We start from the raw sequence: 19,555 nt of genomic DNA on the forward strand, positions 1-19,555 counted from the left end.
GTTTTGGGCTTAACTGTTTTTTCGCAATCCAACCACAATCGATGTGAGTAATACAATGCTGTATGCCCACATTAACCAAGAACCAAAGGTTGTCGCACTGTTTGGGGCCATGTTAGGAAAGATGTGTTCAAAAAATTGAATAATGAACATATCGAGAACCATTCCTGGTAATACCAACAATACGCCAGCGACGATATTTTCGAATCCTGAAAGTTTAAATCTTTTGAAAGTTAGAATTGAAATCAATACTAATGCGGGTATTAGAGCTACATATAAACTAGTAAGTATTGGTACTGAATCTTTGATAAAAAAGAATTGTCCTGCAACGCGAAAGGCTAACATCATAAAGACATAAATGAGAGAATTTGTCCGACTCCGAAATTGTGGAAAGATTTAGTCTACCGTGAAAAAGCAATCATAAAATGCACATAAAAGATAATACCAAATTTACGCAAACGTTTGTTTTCATAATTAGATTTTTAAATTGAAAAAATCATGTAAGTTTGTTGTGACGACCAATCATATCGCTAGCAGAAAGATTATGAAATCGACACTATTAATCAAAGATATTTCTGATTTTGAAATGTTGGTGAATACTCATACCGACAAGCTAACACAAAGCGCTTTCCTAAAAATTGGAAATTTGCAGGACGCAGAGGATCTCGTGCAGGACCTTTTTGTCAATCTCTGGGTTAAAAGAGAATCCATCGTTGTGCACGGTTCAGTCAATAATTACCTCCATGTAGCCCTCCGAAATAAAATTATGAACTATTTTGTCAAGGCAAAACTCCATCAGGATGTGAAAGACAGGCTGTCAATACATCTCGAGGTTGTGGATCTCTCCTTAGTAAACCTATTAATTGAAAAAGACTTGAATACCTTGTTTTCGGAAATTTTGAGCGAGTTGCCGGATCATATGCAAAAGATTTTTAGGCTCCGAAATGAAGATTTTACACTAAAAGAGATTGCTGTCGCATTGGGCCTTGCGGAGCAGACTGTCAAAGGTTACAGTGCTGAAATGCACCGTCGCATCAAAGCCATGCTGATCGAACGGCATCCTGAATTTGCCCGCTCATTGACAGCATTATTATCATTTTTGCTAATCAAATAATTTTTTTTAATTCCTTACATACTTTTGATTCTCACCAACTGTCTTACTAGAAAGAGCAAACCTAGAAAAGATTACGCGTGGATCAAAAACAGTTAAAAAAGCTAATCAAGAAGTACCAAGATGGTACAGCCAATGCAGCCGAGAAATTTATCGTGGAATATTGGTACGAAACCTTGGACCAACAAGAGCCCGAAGCTTCAGAGATAGGCTTTGTTCCGGAACGAAGCGATCTCAGGACCCGGATTATTGCTGCTGCTGGATACACAGTCAAGCGATCGAGCTACCGATATCGCTTTTTATGTGGGGCTGTGGCGAGCATCATACTCTTGATACTTTCTACCGTTTTATATCATCAATACTTTTCGGTATCGCAGATCGACAGTCTTATTAAACCAATCAAGACAGCCTATCTTAATAAGGGAACCATATCCACCAGTATTGCCGAACGGAAAACAGTCATCTTGAACGACGGTACAAAAGTGATCCTGAATGCGAATTCTAGTCTTACTGTTGGTGACTACGACCGCAAGCGGGAGGTAAATCTGTATGGAGAAGCTTTCTTTGATGTCAAAAAAGATCCTTCCAGACCATTCACCGTCCATGGTGGTGGATTGCATATCAAAGTGCTGGGTACCAGTTTTAATGTCAAAGCTTATCCTGATATCCATAATACATCCGTATCCGTGCGCACGGGTAAGGTTCAAGTTGACAATAACAAGAAAAATCTGCGCACACTAATGCCAGATGAGAATATAGTCTATGATCGCAAGTCCAGTGATTATAAATTGACCAATGCTGAGTATGTTTTAGAATCATCCTGGTTGTCTGACCATGTTAAGCTAGATCAGGCCAGCTTTGAAGAATTGAGCCAAAACTTTAAAAATTTCTACGGATTCACACTCTATACAGCCGATGAAAAACTATTAATAGATCGCTACAACATCAGCTTCCGACAATCCAAAACAATGGAAGCTGCGCTAGAAGAGATTCAGTTATTGACCGGAAAAAAAATCAGTATCAAAAATAAGCAGGAGGGAAAAGAGATCATTTTATATTAAAAATAAAAGGGCTCACATAGTGTAAGACCCTTTACAGAAAATTATGGAATCTATCTGACCCGATTCCATAATCGGTTTCATGGATGTAAAACCTTTAATCAACACAAAATTAACAAATGATTAACAAAAAACTAATTATAAAAGAAAAAAGAAGCAACAAATATCTTTCTTTAACCCTCGGGGGGGCGCTGCTGCTATTTTCTAGTACTATCTCCTGGAACAGTACATTTGCACAGGCAAATGGCAAAATATACAACCAAAATTATCAAAAGACCACACTGCGCGACGTTATCATTGACCTTCAGAAGAAGTCGGGATCAGACATTTCGTTTACAGAGAGCCTAGGCCTAAAAAATATTAGTATAGCCAAATTTGATACAAAAAATGAATCTTTGGAACAAGTCTTACGGAGATTATTGGCACCTTACGGTATTCAGGTAAAAAAGACCGATAATGGTTTTGTTTTGGCCAGACAGACACAGAAAGAGGGCAAGCCTATTTCAGGAAAAGTGATTGATCCATCCGGCATACCGGTTTCAGGAGCTACCTTAAATTTAAAGCGGGCCAACACAAAATCCAAAAGTGATGATAAGGGTACTTTTTTACTTAATTCGATTTTTCCTTCGGATACTTTGTCCGTACATTTTATGGGTTTTAAGTCCATTGATACCTTGGTGACAAATGATCTTGTGGGAGATCTGGTGATCCGTTTGGCAACTGACCAGGCACGCGAACTTGATGAAGTCGTGGTGGTGGGGTATGGTGTCCAAAAGAAAGTTAACCTCACGGGATCTGTTGCGGTTGTTGATGGCAAGCGTTTGCAAGATAGACCAGTAAATAATGTTTCCCAATCGCTTTATGGAACGGTCAGTGGCCTGACGATAGCCTATGGCAGCAATGGCTTTGAACCTGGTGCGGCACCCTCTGTGCAGATCAGGGGCCAAGGTAAACCTTATGTCCTGATCGATGGTACCGCCGGAGACATTAATAGCATTGATCCGAATACTGTCGAAAGTGTTTCTGTCTTAAAAGATGCAGCTGCTTCTGCAATCTATGGTGCCCGCGCACCTTATGGGGTCTTACTGATTACGACCAAATCCGGCAAAGCTAATCAGAAACCACAAGTCGATTTTTCAATGAATGGAGGACCTACAACCATTATCAATAAACCAAAGATGGTGGATTCCTATACATTTGCACGGGCTATGAATCAAATGCATGACAACCAGGGCGTTGCTAGGTTGTTTTCTGAATCTACCATCGATAGGATTATTGCATATATTGATGATCCTACACTTCCTGAAACTGTCCCTGATGTCAACAACCCGCGTAAGTGGTCAACCTATCAATTCTCAAACGGTAATAATGATTGGATAGATATCCATTATGGTAATGGTCGCCGGATGCAGGAAAATCTATCTGTTAAGGGAGGATCAAAAGACATGTCTTATTTTTTGTCTCTTGGGCACGCATCCGAAAAAGGGGTGTTGAGAATGGTCGATGATAAGTATAAACGCTACAATTTTCAGGCTAAACTCGATGCCAATATCACAGACTGGTGGAAGATAAGTTCCAATACAAGGCTCACAAATGGAGTCCGTGATAGGCCAATATATAACGGTGAAGGGGGATATGGCATGCTTATCCACCAGATCTTGAGAACGCATCCCGAGGTTTTCCTTAAATCGCCAAATGGTTATTATTCGCAACTTTCTCGTGTACCGCAGATGCAAGCCGGTTATCAGAAGTTGACAAATAATACGCTGGTGCAGCGCTTGGCGACTGAAATCAGTCCGCTCAAAAACTGGAAAATAAATGCTGATTATTCGATAGATTATCAGATTTTTGACTATGCAGGCGTCAATCAGGTAGCTTATGAAGATGAAGTAGATGGTACGCTCGTGCCAATAGCACTTACCGTCCCTCCGTATATTCAAAAGATAAAATCCAATACCACCTACAAAGCGTTTAATATTTATACAACTTATAATTTAGATCTAGGAAGGGATCACCATTTTACGGTACTGGCCGGCTTTCAGAATGAAATCAATAAACTGGATTCGATGAGTGGATTAAGAAGGGAACTCATTGTTCCAGATATCCCATCTTTTACAACAGCAACAGGTGAAATGCAGGTGGGGGACGGTCTCACGCATTGGTCGACTTTAGGCTATTTTGCACGTTTAAATTATAATTATGCAGACAAATATTTGATCGAGGCAAATGTCCGCTATGATGGTACATCCAAATTTGCCCATGGCAGACGCTGGGGGGCATTCCCTTCCGTATCCGCAGGATGGGTGGTTTCTAAAGAATTGTTTTGGCAACCTCTACTGGATTATATCCCATTTATGAAACTGAGGGCATCATGGGGGAAGCTGGGTAATCAAAATGTTGCTGCCTATCAGGATCTGGCATTATTGGGGGTACAAAGTAACCTGGGCTGGCTTATTGACGGCGTGCGGCCGGCATACACCACAGCACCAAATTTGGTAAACCGCTTTCTTACGTGGGAGTCATCACGTTCAATGAATACGGCCGTCGAACTGGGATTTTTCCAAAACCGCCTGCAAGCTGAATTTGAATACTATCAACGGCTAACCTTTGACCGTCTTGGACCAGCGCAGGCACTTCCCGCTGTATTGGGAGCGAATATTCCCCGAGAGAATAATTCGGAGCTCAAAACCAAGGGCTGGGATTTTAGCTTGCGTTGGAATGGAAAAATAGGCTCTGATTTTAATTATTCTGTTGCAGCTAATGTCTTTGATTACAAAAATATAATTACGAAGTATACGAATCCTACGGGTATCCTGACAACGGATTACATAGGTAAAGATGCCGGAGAAATTTGGGGCTATGAAACTGTTGGCCTGATCAAAACCAAGGAGCGCGCTGATGAGATCAATGCATCGGGCTACCAAAAATTTATCAATGGACAGCCCTGGCAGACAGGGGATATAGAATACCGTGATCTCAACGGGGATGCGCTAATCAATAAGGGTAAAAACACCATAAATGACCATGGGGACCTTAAAATCATTGGTAATTCGACACGCCGTTATCAATTTGGACTTAATTTAACAGCTAACTACAAAAATGTTGATATAGCGGTGTTTATCCAAGGTACTGGAAAGCGTGATCTATGGCTGGATGGCAATGTATTTTGGGGTTTTAGGGCCTGGAATCAGTCCTCGCTGTTCCCACATCACATGGATTACTATCGGGATACCGAAGGCGACCGGTATTCGGGACTTGGCATAAACACTGAAGCTTATTTTCCGCGGCCTTACAGTAATACCACTCAAGATAGCAAGAATAAGCAAATGCAGACGCGCTACCTGCAGAATGGTGCCTATGCACGCCTTAAAAATCTACAGATAGGCTATACCATTCCTGCATTAATGCTCCAAAAAATCGGATTAAAACGCGCCCGTATTTATTTTTCCGGTGAAAATATCTACACCTTTTCCAAACTTCCTAGCGGATTTGATCCTGAAACAGCATCGTTAGGAGAATTGGGGGATGGTAAAAGCATGTTTTCACAAGCGATCTGGGCATTTGGAATGAATATCTCACTGTAATCATCTTTGAGTTGAATGTAAAAGCCTATCTGGATAGTGAAAGAAAATTATATCTAGCAATTAATAACCAATGAAAAAAATCATAACCTTACTATATACGACAGTCATTTTACTGTTGGTCGGTTCCTGCTCCGAAGATTTTTTGGATAGACCTCCATTGACACAGATTGAAAACGAAAGCTATTGGAAAACAGCCAAAGACCTAGAGAATTATACGATTCAATTCTATACGGTATTCCCGGCTTTTAATACAGTAGGTAGTTTCCTTGGTGTGATCGGTTGGGATGGTTCGCGTGGATCCGATGCTCAGATTTCCAGTTCGCCTAGTACAGTCTGGAATGGTACCGAATCGCCGGTTTCATCGGGCGGAAACTGGACCTGGGGTAATATCCGTAGTGTCAATATCTTTTTTAAGAATTATACGAAATGCAAAGATCCTTTTGAAAAATATAAGCAGTTTTTAGGTGAGGCGCATTTTTTTAAAGCTTGGTTTTATTTCGAAAAAGTCAGGCTCTACGGTGATGTTCCCTGGTATACGGAGCCATTGGAGATGGACTCTGAGGAGCTATTCAAAGCACGCGACCCACGTACAACAGTAGTCGATTCGATTTTGGCACACCTGGATAAAGCGATTGAATATCTGGAGCCTGTGGCTACAGTAAAAGGTAAAAACAATCGGCTTTCCAAACAGGCTGCCTTGCTCTTCAAATCCAGAGTCGCCCTATTCGAAGGCAGCTGGCAGAAATACCACAAGGGCACAGCATTTGGTACAGCTGGCGCTGATCCGTCTAAGTACTTCCGACAAGCTGCTGTGGCTGCCGAAACGTTGATGGATGCTAAATATGGCATGTCGCTGTATAGCAACAACGATCCCGAAAACGATTACTGTAAACTATTTTCCCTGAAAGATCAGCTTGCCAATAAAGAGGTGATCCTCTGGAAAGCCTATTCAGTCAACCGTGATTTGTCACACTCTTTTCAGATCTACGTGTCCGATCGTACAGCGGGGATATCTATGACTTTTGAACAGGTACAGCATTATCTGGGCCGGAATGGTCAGCCATACGATTATTTTACCCTTGGTAAGACTGTGAAAGGAAATGCTTTTTTAGAAAAAATACGGGCCGATTGTGATCCAAGACTGTCCCAGACGATCTGGACACCAGGAGCCTTGATGTGGGATAATACCTTTGGTAAGGCCACCTTTAAAAAGCCATTTTTAGATAAATCTGGTGAAGCCTTGAATAATACCGGTTTTCAGATCCGGAAAGGAAATGATCCGAAATCAGCTTTGGCCGGTGGTGGTGTCTCCTGGAGCTCAAGTGATGAAACTGGTGCCATCATTTTCCGTTATGCCGAAGCCTTATTGAACTATGCTGAAGCGAAGGCTGAACTTGGCGAAACAGTCGATTATACCAAATCAATCAATCTACTCCGCAAAAGATCAGGTATGCCGGATTTTACTATTACCAACGATCCCAATAAGGACAGATATGCTGATTATGGTTATAACTTATCAGACCAGTTAAAAGAAATCCGTCGTGAACGTACTGCCGAGCTGGGAGCAGAAGGGTTTCGTTATGATGATATCCGGCGATGGGCTGCGCATAAACTGCTGAAAGGAAAACGTCCCAGAGGCTACCCATTCGCGGCTTCAGACTGGACAGGTACTAAAATCAACTATAAAGTTGATGCGGATGGTCTGTTGGATCCTTTTGTGACACAGCTGCCCAATGGCTATGGGTTTAAAGAAAACCGGGATTATCTCGAATGTATTCCCTTGAATGAAATCACTTTGAATAATAATCTAAAACAAAATCCAGGATGGGAATAAAGTTATTTTTATCGCTGCTCTTCGGCTTATTTTATAGTATGGGGCAAGGTCAATCAGTGGTCAGGGTCGGTCTGATAGCTGATCCACAATATGCGGATAAAGATACCCGCGGGAGCCGTTTTTACCGAAATTCACTTGTCAAATTGGATTCGGCTGTTGTGGCTATCAATAAGGAAGGAGTAGATTTTACAGTCATGCTAGGCGATTTGGTCGATGTAGGGCCAAAGGATCTTACCCCTGCACTTCAGCGACTCGAAAAGCTCAAAAGACCCATCTACAATATTTTGGGAAACCACGATTATGTGGACGTTGAAGACGGTGTGGAACTTTATAAGTCCTATAAAATGCCAAATCCTTACTATACGGTGGAAAAGGAGGGATGGCTATTTATCCTGCTTAATACCAATGAACTGGCTGAGTATGCCACCAAAGCAGGATCAGGTGAGCGAAAGGCTTGGCAAATGCTTAATGATGGACTCCAAACAGAAAAAAGAGGTAATGACCAACCCTGGAATGGTGGTATAAGTACAACGCAGCTCAAATGGATGGAAAGGCAGCTCCAAAAGGCACAGTCAAAGGCAAAAAAGGTGATCGTCTTTACACACCATCCCTTGTATCCTGAGAACGGCCTCGAAGCATTGAATAATCGGGAGATATTGGCCATCATTGAAAAATATTCAGTTGTAAAAGCCGTGATATCCGGCCATCATCATCCCGGTAATTTTGCAAGTTACAAAGGTATTCCGATGATTACACTCGAAGGGATGATCGAAACCGCTGATCAAAATGCTTATGGTATTTTGGAACTAGGGACAGATCAGCTGAATCTCCATGGAGAAGGTCGGATGACATCCAGAAAAATTGATTTTTAAACGAATAAACTTAATATTAAAATACAAAAATTATGAGAAAAACAACGTTAATGTTTGGTAAGGCAGTCTGTTTGTTTGCCTGTATGACCTACTTATTTGTCAGCTGTCAGAAAGATATTGCCAAAAATGAAGAGAATGCTTCCAAAAAAATGGGTAAAGTCAATACGACATTAGCTGGGCCGACATTTGTCAGTGCACATCGTGCTAACGATCTGATTAAAGTTGATGAGATTATCAACGAAGGCATCAATAGTCTTGAGGTGGATATATATGTAGCCAATAAAAATGGTGAGCCGACATGTCTCATCGGCCATGAAGCCGGAACAGCCACTGGACAGACTTTGGAACAGTATTTTGCGAATCTAAACAATAAGCTTCCAGGTTTTACATCGCTTTGGTTAGATTGTAAAGATTTGAATAGCAGTACAAATGAACAATTGTTTTTAAAGACACTGAAGAAAATGGATAGCCTATATGCTATTAAAAATAGAGTGTTGATAGAAAGCATGTATCCACAACATTTGACAGGGTTCAAACAGCTCGGCTGGAAGGTAAGCTATTATTGTAACTGGTCAGATTTGAGCGGTAAGACCCCAGCACAGCAACAGGTTGTGATGGATGAGATGTACAGCAAACTCAATACTTATGGTGTCGACGGAATTAGTTATGACGCCTCAGTGGACAATGCAATGAAATCCTACTTTCCGACCAAAACTGTTGGTGGGGAGCGCGTCAAAATGTATGCCTGGGCATTATCGCGTTATTATGGCGAAACTGACTTGGCAAGCAAACTGGCAACTTATGCACATCTCGATATTTTATTGATTACATTCTATTCGCCAGAGGGTATTCTGATCAATGGAGCGAATTACAAGATCGCTTCCGCTTTAACAAAAGAACCTAGCAAGCTCGTTGATGTTAATGGCAATCCACCTGTGAATGGTGAAGATGTTACATTATGGACTTACAATTATCCAACATCATCCAATCAGGTATGGAAGCTGAGAAGTGTGGGCAGCGGATATTATGCGCTGAAGAGCGTAGCTGACACGACTAAAGTATTGGAAGTACGGGGTGGGGGATCCACAAACAGTACACCTGTACAGGTCGCCACTTTTGCCAACACTTCTGAGCAACGGTGGAAGATCACTTATGTGGGAAGTGGTAATTATAATCTGGAGCCTGCATCTGCTCCGGGTAAAAACCTGGATGTAAATGGATCAAGCACGGCAGATGATACCCAGATACAGATCTATTCAGCACATACTGGCAATGCACAAAAATTCAGATTGGTGAAACAATAAAACTGAAAGCAATCAAGGTTTTTATTTTGCCTTTAAATTGATAAAAGATAGGTAATTTAGTGTTTAATGTTAGCGCGACTACGAGTTTAATATTCAAAGTCGCGCTTTTTGTTTGGTCCATAAGAATTGATACAGTCGAGGTTACAGTCTCACCGTTTACTGAATTTTACTTGCTAAATCTAAATAATACTGCTTTCCATAGTCATTATTGGCCTTTTGCGCTTTAGCTTTAAAATATCCGCTAACCTCAACTTTATATTCTGCCGGAATGCTATCCATATATAAATCCATTAAGATTTCAAAAGCGCTTTCTGCAATCTTTTTGGGCGACATCATTTTGATATCCATTATATATTTCCATTTCTTATCATATACCTTAAAAGAGGCTAATCTTGGTAGAAACAAAGCAACATAGGCACTTACATTTTTTCTATAGGCATTTTTCAACATGAATTCATAAATAACCTTCGTTTCAGGTATGTGATATCGTTGTATCATATTTCCGAGGGAAGAGATGAGAAGAACAACGAGCTTCGTATTATCGCTATGTCTGTCATAAATAGCCAAAAGATTTTCTACCAATTTGGTGTCGTTAAAAAGATCATTGTAAAATGTAGAAACTTCCAGCCTTGGCATTTTCTCAAATTCTTTGATTAACGGAAACAGTTCATCATCATTTAACCTTTTCCAATCTTTAATTCTCTCTATCAATAGACTGATCTTTTCGATGTTCTTTTTGGACATAATAGCAGGATAGTAATTCTTTAGGTAAGATACATTTTATTTCTTGGTTATTTGTGCTTACTGATCTGCTACTAGTTTTCGCAATGGCAAATCTCTTTTTGATTAAGAATATCACTTCCCTTCCACAATAATTTCGATCAAGCTATCGAGTAATGAAATCTTGAGTTGCTCTCCAGCATAAGCCTTGCACTCATCATCAATGTGCAATTCTGTTCCCTGCCACTCCATCGCTAAGCGGTTTGCTCTAATAGGCTTAATGTTAAATGTCACGTTCTTTTTCTTCAATAACCCATCTATATAAGCAACCAGTTCCTGGCGTTGATCGGCGCTTACGACTATAATATCAAATTGCCCATCTCCCGGATCAGCATTCGCAGCGAGTACCAGTCTGGGGCCCATGCTCGAGATGTTCATGACTTCAACCATAATGCAGTCTTTTTCAATGCTACCCGTAGCGGTTACGAGTTTGAGCACTTTGGCTGGGAATGTCAGTGCTAGTTTTCGGAGTTGCTTGAGCGCGATCCTAATTTCATCTTCTGCACTGGCGGTATTTAGGCTTTTCTTATCCATTTTCTCCATCAGTATAGGGAATAGACCGAAGCCAATAGATTCGATAAAATATAAGGGCTTTCGTTCTAGACCGGTCATCATCCCGACATCGAATTTTTTAAGCTGGAACTGACTCCATAGACTCACAGCCTGTTTACAGTCCAAAGGAATACCCAAAGAAATGGCAATGTTGTTTGCTGTTCCCTGGGGCAAGATTGCTATCGGTCTTTTAAATCGTAGCTTTTTTTCTAATAGCGCCATAATTGTCATTTTTATCGTGCCATCACCTCCGGCTATGGCAATGATATCGGTCTCTGGATCGATCTTTTTGACGGCATCTTTTTTAGCGACTACTGTGCAATGGTGTCCTAGTTCTTCAATAAGCTGACATAGTTCGTCCTTGTCGCCATTGTCATCATCCCCAGCAGCTGGATTGTGTACTAATCTTACTTTTTTGCCATGTTCTTTCATATCAGCTGAACAAAGCCTGGCTGAGATTGGTTTTCATAGAAAAGGTACAATTATTATGAATATACTTATCACCAATGACGATGGTATCTATTCGCCGGGCATAGCAGCTCTAGCAAAGACCGCGAGGCAGTTTGGTACCGTTAGGATTGTTGCGCCAGATGTTGAGCAGTCGTCCATGGGACATGCTATTACTCATTCTCGCCCCCTGAGCTATCGTACTGCCCCCATTACATTTGAGGGAATTGATGCCTTTCGGGTGAATGGGACACCTGCGGACTGCGTGGCGCTAGGCTTGCATATGTTTCCCGATACGCAGGTTGTGCTTTCGGGCATTAACATGGGACCCAACCTTGGTAATTCCATGTGGCATTCAGGCACACTTGCTGCGGCAAAGCAGGCCATGCTCCTCGGTATTACCGGTATCGCGCTGAGCACACCCGTTGGAAATACGGAGCCAGATTTTGAAGGACTATCCCAATGGACCGGCGATGTACTCAAGATCTTGCTCAATGATAAAGGCCCTGCGCTATATAATGTGAATTTCCCTCCAAAACCAGCGGGAGTTGTATGGACAAGACAATCGGTGCGACTCTATGATGGCAATGTAGTACCTGATCAGGATCCCATGGGGAGAAAAAACTTTTGGATTACGGTAGTACCACTTGAGCCTGCGGAGGAAGGGACAGATCGCTGGGCAGTAGAAAATAAACTGGTATCTATTACGCCACTACGGCTGGATTTGACTGCACATGATGAACTTTTGATCAGACTGGCAAGCGAACGAAAATGAGACCGATAGGATCAGACATATGAAAAGAAGGCAATTTTTAGCAGAGACAGCCCTTGCGGGTGCGGGTTTTGCACTGAGTGCAGCGACACCTGATATTTTATCAACAACATTAAAAGAATATAAAATGGCAACAGCTCAAAATTTAATAGAAAAGAAACGATTCCGTCCCGTTGATAAAGCTGGATTTGGTGGGGTCGCATTGGGTAATGGATTTCAGCAAAACTCAGATCTTGAATGTCTACAAGCAGTAGAGGCTGCATGGAATGCAGGGATACGATTATTTGATACGTCTCCATGGTATGGTCTAGGGATCAGCGAACGTAGAATGGGCCTGTTTTTAAAAGATCAACCGCGTGACAGTTTTACACTGTCGACTAAAGTAGGGCGACTTATGGACCCGAAAGAAGACTTTACGATGGAACAAATACTATGGAAGGGGAAACTAAATTTTGGTTATAAGTATGACTACAGTGCTGCTGGTGTAAGGAGAAGTGTGGAAGATAGCTTGCAGCGCTTGGGCCTATCGTCTATTGATATTGTTTTTATCCATGACCTTTCGCCCGATAATGGCGATATGAAAGATAGTTATGCGCACTATTTCGAGGAGGCGACCAAGGGGGCGATGCCCGAGCTGACTAAAATGAGAGAAGAGGGAATTATCAAAGGCTGGGGGCTAGGTGTTAATACCATTGAACCTATATTGCAGACATTGAGTGTTGCAGATCCCGATATTTTTCTTTCTGCCTGCCAATATTCATTGATCAAACATGAGGATGATCTGAATAAGGTTTTTCCAAAAGTAGCTGAAAGAGATGTGTCTATCGTCGTAGGAGCTCCATTATGTGCTGGATTTCTGTCCGGTAAAGACCGCTATTTATATGATGGAAAATTCCCCGCTGGTGTAAAGGAAAAACTGAACGCCTTACAGCGCGTAGCGGAAAATCATGCTGTGGATCTGCGAACAGCAGCTTTACAGTTTGCGGCGGCCCCCGCAGAAGTGTCAGGTGTTATACCAGGCGCACATACCGTTGAGCAGGCGATACAAAATGCCCAGTCCTTCAAGACCAAGATACCGGCCGATTTTTGGGAGGAATTAAAGCATGAAAAACTAATTGTAAAAAATGCTCCGCTACCGAAGGCTTAATGCATTGGATTTGCCTCTTTTTATACTGGTGAAAGTGTCATTCTTCAATTAGAATTTCTTAGTGCAATAAATTCTAATTGAAAAACCTGTTAATAGCGATACGTATGGGTATTTATTTTTTTGAATACGTCTTTATATATCAGTAAGTATAAAAATAGGTAATAAATAGGAGAGAGCTATTAAAATAATAATGCCCGGATTTCCGGGCATTATTATATTGTTATTTGCTAGCTAATTCGTTTACTCCTGAGAGTGCTATTTCAGTTAACAAAGTATCCGTTTGCTTTTACTCATCAAGTGTTTGCTGTAACAATTGTTCTGCTTCAGTATGTTCCATCAGCTTTGCAAAAGTGGCCAAACAACCGTAACTAGCAATTTCATAATTTTCAATAATTTCGTCTGCTTCTTGGTACGATAATTGGATTTAAAGACAAAATTAGATTTATATATGGAAAGAGCTTTTAAAATATTTTTGCTGTTGTGCACTTTTAGTTTTATTTGCTTCAGTTGTTCAAAAGAGGATGATTCAGATTCATCGAGCTTTCAGATTACTTATACTTTAAAGGGGCCTGCAACAACGGCGAAAGTTCAATATACCCCTACAATTACAGATCCTTATAATATTCCTGATGACTATGAAGAGATTGTTACGACCCCTTGGCAAAAGACGGTAACATTGATAGATGCGGTAGGTGCTGCAGGACTCTCCGTTTCGATTGACGGTGGAAGAGCTGGAGCCAAATATCAGATATCGATTTTAGCTAAAGATGGTACCGTTTTAGAAGACGGTGAATTGGTGCTGGATAATGAAGGAGAAGGAGTTCTTCTGATAAACTATTATAAATAGATATTACAGCTATATATAGCTGGCAAAAATTCAACCTCACCATTTGAGTATTTATTTACTTGTCATTTTCAAATCCCTGAAAAATCCTTCGGTTCCGATATCGACAAAAAGACCAATTTTCCAGTTTTATCAGCGCCCATTTTGAGATCATTCACAATAAGATTAGGTGGTTTGGCGTCATTTATAAATAGCTTGGCTGTTTTATCTTTTACCTCAATTTTTAATTTGATCCACTCATTTGGTGCAATAGGGGCCTAAGACTCATATTGCTTAGGTGCAGCAGCTCGGGAATCCGTAAAACTTAAGAAATACCGTTACCCTAATTTAAGGGGTAAGGCCCATCGTACTGATGTTTTTTACCAATTCATTTCCAGACCTATTTCTGGTTATTTAGTATATTTTTATTCCAAAAAATCATTATTTTAAAATAAATAAAACTTTAATGGTATATTAGTGTTCTAATTTAGTGTTATGAAGTATAAACTTTTAGAAGGAATCCTACCATTGATTGAGCAATTCGAAGCAGATAATGTAAACGGTAATTATGCTAATGATGCTGAAGGGTTTAAGCGCTGGGTTGTAAATGTGCAAAGTAATAAGCTTGTTGATCCCCACTGGGAAGGTAAGGAAAATGGACGCAGTCCGGAGAGTGTCATAAGTACGTTAATTGTACATATGAACAGATTCGCAAAGAGTTATTCAAAAGCTGCGATTTGGGGATCTGATTTCTCTACTCAAGAGGAATTTATCTATTTGATTACGCTAAAATCATTTGGGCAGATGACAAAAATGGAATTGATCAAACGAAATATTCATGAAAAGCCAGTCGGTATGGCTATTATAAATCGTTTGCTCAAACAGGGATGGGTAAGTCAGGAGGAATCTGAATTGGATAAGCGAAGTAAGGTGATATACATTACAGAAACTGGTTTATTGGCATTGGAGAAGCAAATGGGAAGCATACGGCACGCGACACGGATTGTTTCGGGAGATCTCACTAATGAGGAAAAAATGATACTTATCAACTTGTTAACTAAACTGAGCGATTTTCATCAAGTGATTTACGATAAAAACATTGCGACAGAACAATTATTGGACAAAGTTAAAATATAGCGAATCAGATGATTAGTAGAATAGGATACTTTTTTATGTTGTTTTTCTTACTTTCTGGATTGACAACCTACGCGCAAGAACTTCATTATCAATTATCAAGTCACATACTGGATATTTCTAAGGGGAACCCAGCTCAAGATGTTAGAGTTGATTTAGAGAAGTTGACGCCAGATAACCGATGGACTGCTGTAGCCAGTGAAAAAACGGATTCCAATGGTCGCATAAGTAATTTTTTATTATCTGGAAAAGATACTAATAAAGGTATATACAAGCTTAAATTTCATACCCAAAGTTACTTTCTGAATCAAAAAATAGAAACCTTTTATCCGTATATCGAGGTAATATTTGAAATAAAAGACAATAGACATTATCATGTTCCGATCACGGTAAGTCCTTATGGGTACTCCACGTATAGAGGAAGCTAAAATCAAAAGAAAATGAAAAAGAAAGTAGCTGTAATTGGTGCAGGTTTTTCGGGGCTTTCGGCTGCAGCTTATTTAGCTAAGGCGGGTTATGACGTGCATGTTTTTGAAAAACATGTACAGCCAGGTGGACGTGCGCGCCAGTTTTCTACGCCTGAAGGCTTTAGGTTTGATATGGGACCCAGCTGGTATTGGATGCCTGATATTATTGAGTCCTTCTTTTCGGATTTTGGCCATACCACAGCTGATTTCTTTGAACTTGTTTCATTGAATCCACAGTTCGAGATGATATTTAATTCCGGAAAGATCAGTGTGCCTGAATCATACGAGGATTTAAAACAGTTATTCGAACGGATTGAATTGGGGGCAGCGAGGAAACTGGACAAATTTATGCAGGCAGCTAAATTTAAATATGAAGTTGGGATGCGTGATTTTGTCAATAAACCTTGCCATAGTTGGCTGGAGTTCGCTTCTCCAAAAATTGCGCGCAGCGCCTTCAAATTAGATCTCTTATCAAGCTTTAGGACTTACGTTGCAAAATATTTTAAAGATGAAAGGTTACGGACTTTGATGGAATTTCCCGTCATTTTTTTAGGGGCCTCTCCTAAAGATATTCCGGCATTGTACAGTCTGATGAATTATGGTGGTTATGCACTGGGAACGTATTACCCCAAGGGAGGATTTTTTCAGCTTGTGCAAGCTATGCAACAAGTAGCACAAAAGCAAGGAGCAAATTTTCATTTTGGGCACAGTGTTGAAGCACTTAACATCGAAAACAAAGCAGTCTCCTCGATCACAGTTAATGGCGAAAATCGAGAATTTGATCTTATTGTTGCTTCGGCGGACTATCACCATATTGAATCGCTATTGCCCCAAGGATTGAGAAATTATGATGATGCCTATTGGAAAAGCAGGACTTTTGCCCCCTCCAGTCTGATTTATTATCTTGGTATGAAATCCACTATTCCTAATTTGATTCACCATACTTTATTTTTTGAACATAATCTGGATGATCATATAGATTCTATTTACGGGGATAAAAAATGGCCTCAAAACCCGTTGTTTTATGCCTGTTGTCCGTCCAAAACGGATACTCATGTTGCACCCTCGGATGCTGAGAATCTTTTTTTGTTGATGCCTTTAGCGACAGGTATATCGGATAACGAGGAAGTACGTGAAGAATACCTGATGCACATGTTAGAACGTCTGGAAAAGCATACGGGTATAAAAAATCTATACGAACAAATTTCATACAAACGAAGTTACTGTGTCAGCGACTTTATGAACGATTATAATGCTTACGGTGGAAACGCTTACGGATTGGCCAATACACTTAAGCAGACTGCGGTATGGAAACCAAAGGTTAGAAATAAAAAAGTGCACAATCTTTTTTATACAGGTCAGTTGACTGTACCCGGTCCTGGTGTACCGCCCTCCATCATTTCTGGAAAGATTGTCGCTAAAGAAGCCATTGAATTATATCATAAATCATAAGACCATGAAGAAGTTATTTGATGAACTCGCTTATGAAGTGAGCAAAAAAACAACTGAGAAATACAGTACAAGCTTTTCGCTTGGCATTTTGGCTTTGAAACCAAGCATCCGTCATAGTATTTACGCAATTTATGGCTATGTTAGACTTGCAGATGAAATCGTCGATAGTTTTCATGGATATGACCGGCAACGATTATTGAGGCGTCTGTATTTAGAAACAAATGCTGCTTTGGAAGAAAGAATTTCGTTGAACCCTATTTTGCAGTCTTTTCAAGAGACAGTACGCAAATATGACATCGACATTGACCTTATCAATCAATTCCTGCACAGTATGGAGATGGATCTGAAAAAAATAGATTATGATTCAGAACGCTATAAAGAGTATATCTATGGCTCAGCAGAGGTTGTAGGATTGATGTGCTTACAGGTTTTTACCGAGGGAGATAAACAGCGCTATGAGGAGTTAAAACCATATGCTATGAAACTTGGTTCTGCATTCCAAAAAATAAACTTTTTGCGGGATCTCAAAGATGATTATCATATCCTCGGTCGCACTTATTTTCCAAATTTGGATATGGCTGTATTTGATAATGTACTCAAAAGTAAGATTGAAGATGAAATCCACAAGGAGTTTAAAGAAGCACTTTTGGGTATTAAAAAATTACCTTCCTCGGCCAAGTTTGGTGTTTATCTGGCTTACAAATATTATCTTTCGCTTTTTGCAAAGATCCGAAAGAAATCATCGAAGGAAATTTTAGAAAATAGAATTAGAATACCCAATACTCAAAAAGCCTATGTCGCTCTCAAAAGCTATTTGAGATACAAGGCTGCTTATTTATAATTCTGCGCAAATTTAAAATCATCAGCGAATAAACATATGAATTTTATTACCGTACTGATCACTTTTGTTGCCATGGAAGGTGCTACCTGGCTTATCCATAAGTATATTATGCATGGTTTCTTATGGATATTGCATAGAGACCATCATGATCATAGCAATGAAGGTTTTTTGGAAAAGAACGATTACTTCTTTGTCATCTTTGCATTGCCTACCATTGCACTAATGTATTTTGGATCGCTAAAAGATTATAATTACCTATTTTATATTGGTCTGGGAATTATGTTGTATGGTATGGCTTATTTTTTTGTGCATGATATTTTTATCCACCAGCGTTTCAAATTTTTGAGTAAGACAAAAAATAGATACTTTTTGGCACTTCGTCGTGCCCACAAGCAGCATCACAAACATTTGGTCAAGGAAGAAGGAGAGTGCTTTGGCTTTTTATATGTTCCGTTGAAATACTTTAAAATGTACAGTAATAATGAAAAAACATGATGCAGTATACTTATTCGCTTATCTTATTTTTTACGGTCATAATATGTTTTGTCGCTTCCTTCGACAAGCGGCTTCGATTTGATCGAGAGTTTGTCCCATTTTTAAAAGCTTCAGTTATTGTTGCCCTGTTTTTTATTGCATGGGATGTCTGGTTTACCAGTCGCGGTGTTTGGTGGTTTAATACAAAGTATACCTTGGGCATTGTCTTGGCTGGATTACCTCTGGAGGAATGGTTATTTTTTATCTTTATTCCTTTCTCCTGCATATTCACCTATTTCTGCCTGGATAAATTTTTTAGATGGCAACATCTTAGTGCTGTTAACAATATTATTGTCTTTGTCAGTATAATTGTATGCGCAGTGGTAGCACTTCGCTATGCTGATCGAATATATACCTTGGTGACTGCTGTAGTCACCATAGTGACATTGCTGGTCTTTCACTTTGTTATGCGGGTACAATGGATTAGCCAGGCCTCTTTGGTTTTCACAATACTTATGTTAGGATTTTTGCCTGTCAATGGTATACTCACAGGAACAGGACTGGAATCACCAATAGTCAATTATAATCCAGTGGATTTTATGGGTATTCGGGTACTCACCATTCCTATAGAAGATGCGGTTTATGGATACACCCAGTTTCTATGGGTACTTTATTTTTTCAAAAAATTCCAAACCAGACCGTATAACCCCAATTCATAAAAATTATTCTATCGTAAAAAACTCATGGAGAGCAAGATGTTGCCCGTTGTCGAAAATGATTAATCTTTATGATCCGAATAATTATTAGGTGGAAAAAACGCGGCTACTGCTACTTTTGGCTGGTCTCTCTATTTAATTAAATAGTTACATTGTTTTTCTATTGAAATTCTTTAAATAGCCATATTAG

At 40.0% G+C, this 19,555-nt stretch carries 19 protein-coding genes; 15 read left to right on the forward strand and 4 right to left on the reverse strand.

Annotated elements, in window-relative coordinates; translation table 11 throughout:
- Positions 1–9: 9 nt before the first annotated feature.
- Positions 10–345, reverse strand: coding sequence for a DUF5367 domain-containing protein (locus LC454_RS16965; RefSeq protein ID WP_317196269.1), 336 nt, complete (start codon positions 343–345; stop codon positions 10–12).
- A 196-nt stretch (positions 346–541) separates the two neighbouring features.
- On the opposite strand from LC454_RS16965, the gene LC454_RS16970 reads away from it, so the two are divergent.
- The 6 genes from LC454_RS16970 to LC454_RS16995 all read left to right on the forward strand — a co-directional run bounded on the left by LC454_RS16970 (position 542) and on the right by LC454_RS16995 (position 9,760).
- Positions 542–1,111, forward strand: a complete 570-nt coding sequence (locus tag LC454_RS16970; RefSeq protein ID WP_223583660.1) for an RNA polymerase sigma factor — start codon at positions 542–544, stop codon at positions 1,109–1,111.
- 77 nt (positions 1,112–1,188) lie between these two features.
- On the forward strand, positions 1,189–2,169 hold the full coding sequence (locus tag LC454_RS16975) for a FecR family protein (protein WP_223583661.1): 981 nt from the start codon (positions 1,189–1,191) through the stop codon (positions 2,167–2,169).
- A gap of 116 nt (positions 2,170–2,285) precedes the next feature.
- Positions 2,286–5,750: a TonB-dependent receptor gene (locus tag LC454_RS16980; protein ID WP_223583662.1), complete on the forward strand. Its 3,465-nt coding sequence runs from the start codon at positions 2,286–2,288 to the stop codon at positions 5,748–5,750.
- Positions 5,751–5,820: 70 nt separating this feature from the next.
- Positions 5,821–7,584: a RagB/SusD family nutrient uptake outer membrane protein gene (locus LC454_RS16985; RefSeq protein WP_223583663.1), complete on the forward strand. Its 1,764-nt coding sequence runs from the start codon at positions 5,821–5,823 to the stop codon at positions 7,582–7,584.
- On the forward strand, positions 7,575–8,456 hold the full coding sequence (locus LC454_RS16990) for a metallophosphoesterase (RefSeq protein ID WP_223583664.1): 882 nt from the start codon (positions 7,575–7,577) through the stop codon (positions 8,454–8,456). Before LC454_RS16985 ends, LC454_RS16990 begins: the two co-directional genes overlap by 10 nt.
- Before the next feature lie 32 nt (positions 8,457–8,488).
- The gene (locus tag LC454_RS16995) at positions 8,489–9,760 is read left to right on the forward strand and encodes an RICIN domain-containing protein (protein ID WP_223583665.1); all 1,272 of its coding nucleotides are present in this window, start codon (positions 8,489–8,491) and stop codon (positions 9,758–9,760) included.
- Positions 9,761–9,916: 156 nt separating this feature from the next.
- Here the strand turns inward: LC454_RS16995 and LC454_RS17000 are convergent, their stop codons facing one another.
- Both LC454_RS17000 and LC454_RS17005 read right to left on the reverse strand, forming a co-directional pair.
- Positions 9,917–10,504 carry a hypothetical protein gene (locus LC454_RS17000; RefSeq protein ID WP_223583666.1) on the reverse strand — a complete coding sequence of 196 codons (588 nt, stop codon included), beginning with the start codon at positions 10,502–10,504 and terminating at the stop codon, positions 9,917–9,919.
- A gap of 111 nt (positions 10,505–10,615) precedes the next feature.
- Positions 10,616–11,524 (reverse strand): diacylglycerol/lipid kinase family protein, encoded by a 909-nt coding sequence (locus LC454_RS17005; protein ID WP_223583667.1) that lies wholly within the window; start codon positions 11,522–11,524, stop codon positions 10,616–10,618.
- Positions 11,525–11,579: 55 nt separating this feature from the next.
- Between LC454_RS17005 and surE the strand changes: the two genes are divergently transcribed.
- Entirely contained in the window at positions 11,580–12,314 is a 735-nt protein-coding gene (surE, locus tag LC454_RS17010) for a 5'/3'-nucleotidase SurE (protein WP_223583668.1), read from the forward strand.
- A 19-nt stretch (positions 12,315–12,333) separates the two neighbouring features.
- A complete protein-coding gene (locus LC454_RS17015) occupies positions 12,334–13,458 on the forward strand; it encodes an aldo/keto reductase (protein ID WP_223583669.1) in 1,125 nt (374 codons plus the stop codon).
- Positions 13,459–13,744: 286 nt separating this feature from the next.
- On the opposite strand, the gene LC454_RS17020 is transcribed toward LC454_RS17015, so the two are convergent.
- On the reverse strand, positions 13,745–13,882 hold the full coding sequence (locus LC454_RS17020) for a DUF892 family protein (protein ID WP_223583726.1): 138 nt from the start codon (positions 13,880–13,882) through the stop codon (positions 13,745–13,747).
- Between the two features lie 24 nt (positions 13,883–13,906).
- On the opposite strand from LC454_RS17020, the gene LC454_RS17025 reads away from it, so the two are divergent.
- From LC454_RS17025 to LC454_RS17055, 7 genes are all read left to right on the forward strand, one after another.
- Positions 13,907–14,305 (forward strand): hypothetical protein, encoded by a 399-nt coding sequence (locus LC454_RS17025; protein WP_223583670.1) that lies wholly within the window; start codon positions 13,907–13,909, stop codon positions 14,303–14,305.
- A gap of 471 nt (positions 14,306–14,776) precedes the next feature.
- Positions 14,777–15,418, forward strand: a complete 642-nt coding sequence (locus LC454_RS17030) for a MarR family winged helix-turn-helix transcriptional regulator (protein ID WP_223583671.1) — start codon at positions 14,777–14,779, stop codon at positions 15,416–15,418.
- Positions 15,419–15,426: 8 nt separating this feature from the next.
- Positions 15,427–15,843, forward strand: coding sequence for a hydroxyisourate hydrolase (gene uraH, locus LC454_RS17035; RefSeq protein ID WP_223583672.1), 417 nt, complete (start codon positions 15,427–15,429; stop codon positions 15,841–15,843).
- A 12-nt stretch (positions 15,844–15,855) separates the two neighbouring features.
- Positions 15,856–17,334, forward strand: a complete 1,479-nt coding sequence (locus LC454_RS17040; protein ID WP_223583673.1) for a phytoene desaturase family protein — start codon at positions 15,856–15,858, stop codon at positions 17,332–17,334.
- A 4-nt stretch (positions 17,335–17,338) separates the two neighbouring features.
- Entirely contained in the window at positions 17,339–18,175 is an 837-nt protein-coding gene (locus LC454_RS17045; protein ID WP_223583674.1) for a phytoene/squalene synthase family protein, read from the forward strand.
- A 36-nt stretch (positions 18,176–18,211) separates the two neighbouring features.
- Positions 18,212–18,670 (forward strand): sterol desaturase family protein, encoded by a 459-nt coding sequence (locus LC454_RS17050; protein WP_223583675.1) that lies wholly within the window; start codon positions 18,212–18,214, stop codon positions 18,668–18,670.
- Complete coding sequence (locus LC454_RS17055) at positions 18,667–19,368, forward strand: lycopene cyclase domain-containing protein (protein WP_223583676.1); 702 nt, start codon at positions 18,667–18,669, stop codon at positions 19,366–19,368. The genes LC454_RS17050 and LC454_RS17055 overlap by 4 nt, the downstream gene beginning before the upstream one ends.
- Positions 19,369–19,555 lie beyond the last annotated feature (187 nt).

Origin of the sequence: Sphingobacterium sp. GVS05A (assembly GCF_019969845.1) — a bacterium.
In the GTDB taxonomy this organism is placed as follows: Bacteria; Bacteroidota; Bacteroidia; order Sphingobacteriales; family Sphingobacteriaceae; genus Sphingobacterium.

Bases quoted from the DNA above. Each gene is read 5' to 3' on its own strand.
- LC454_RS17025 (WP_223583670.1), top strand. From the start codon at position 13,907: ATGGAAAGAGCTTTTAAAATATTTTTGCTGTTGTGCACTTTTAGTTTT.
- LC454_RS16980 (WP_223583662.1), top strand. From the start codon at position 2,286: ATGATTAACAAAAAACTAATTATAAAAGAAAAAAGAAGCAACAAATAT.
- LC454_RS17050 (WP_223583675.1), top strand. From the start codon at position 18,212: ATGAATTTTATTACCGTACTGATCACTTTTGTTGCCATGGAAGGTGCT.
- LC454_RS16970 (WP_223583660.1), top strand. From the start codon at position 542: ATGAAATCGACACTATTAATCAAAGATATTTCTGATTTTGAAATGTTG.
- LC454_RS17000 (WP_223583666.1), bottom strand. From the start codon at position 10,504: ATGTCCAAAAAGAACATCGAAAAGATCAGTCTATTGATAGAGAGAATT.
- LC454_RS16995 (WP_223583665.1), top strand. From the start codon at position 8,489: ATGAGAAAAACAACGTTAATGTTTGGTAAGGCAGTCTGTTTGTTTGCC.
- surE (WP_223583668.1), top strand. From the start codon at position 11,580: ATGAATATACTTATCACCAATGACGATGGTATCTATTCGCCGGGCATA.
- LC454_RS17045 (WP_223583674.1), top strand. From the start codon at position 17,339: ATGAAGAAGTTATTTGATGAACTCGCTTATGAAGTGAGCAAAAAAACA.
- LC454_RS16965 (WP_317196269.1), bottom strand. From the start codon at position 345: ATGATGTTAGCCTTTCGCGTTGCAGGACAATTCTTTTTTATCAAAGAT.
- LC454_RS16985 (WP_223583663.1), top strand. From the start codon at position 5,821: ATGAAAAAAATCATAACCTTACTATATACGACAGTCATTTTACTGTTG.
- LC454_RS17055 (WP_223583676.1), top strand. From the start codon at position 18,667: ATGATGCAGTATACTTATTCGCTTATCTTATTTTTTACGGTCATAATA.
- LC454_RS17030 (WP_223583671.1), top strand. From the start codon at position 14,777: ATGAAGTATAAACTTTTAGAAGGAATCCTACCATTGATTGAGCAATTC.
- LC454_RS17015 (WP_223583669.1), top strand. From the start codon at position 12,334: ATGAAAAGAAGGCAATTTTTAGCAGAGACAGCCCTTGCGGGTGCGGGT.
- LC454_RS17005 (WP_223583667.1), bottom strand. From the start codon at position 11,524: ATGAAAGAACATGGCAAAAAAGTAAGATTAGTACACAATCCAGCTGCT.
- uraH (WP_223583672.1), top strand. From the start codon at position 15,427: ATGATTAGTAGAATAGGATACTTTTTTATGTTGTTTTTCTTACTTTCT.
- LC454_RS17040 (WP_223583673.1), top strand. From the start codon at position 15,856: ATGAAAAAGAAAGTAGCTGTAATTGGTGCAGGTTTTTCGGGGCTTTCG.
- LC454_RS16990 (WP_223583664.1), top strand. From the start codon at position 7,575: ATGGGAATAAAGTTATTTTTATCGCTGCTCTTCGGCTTATTTTATAGT.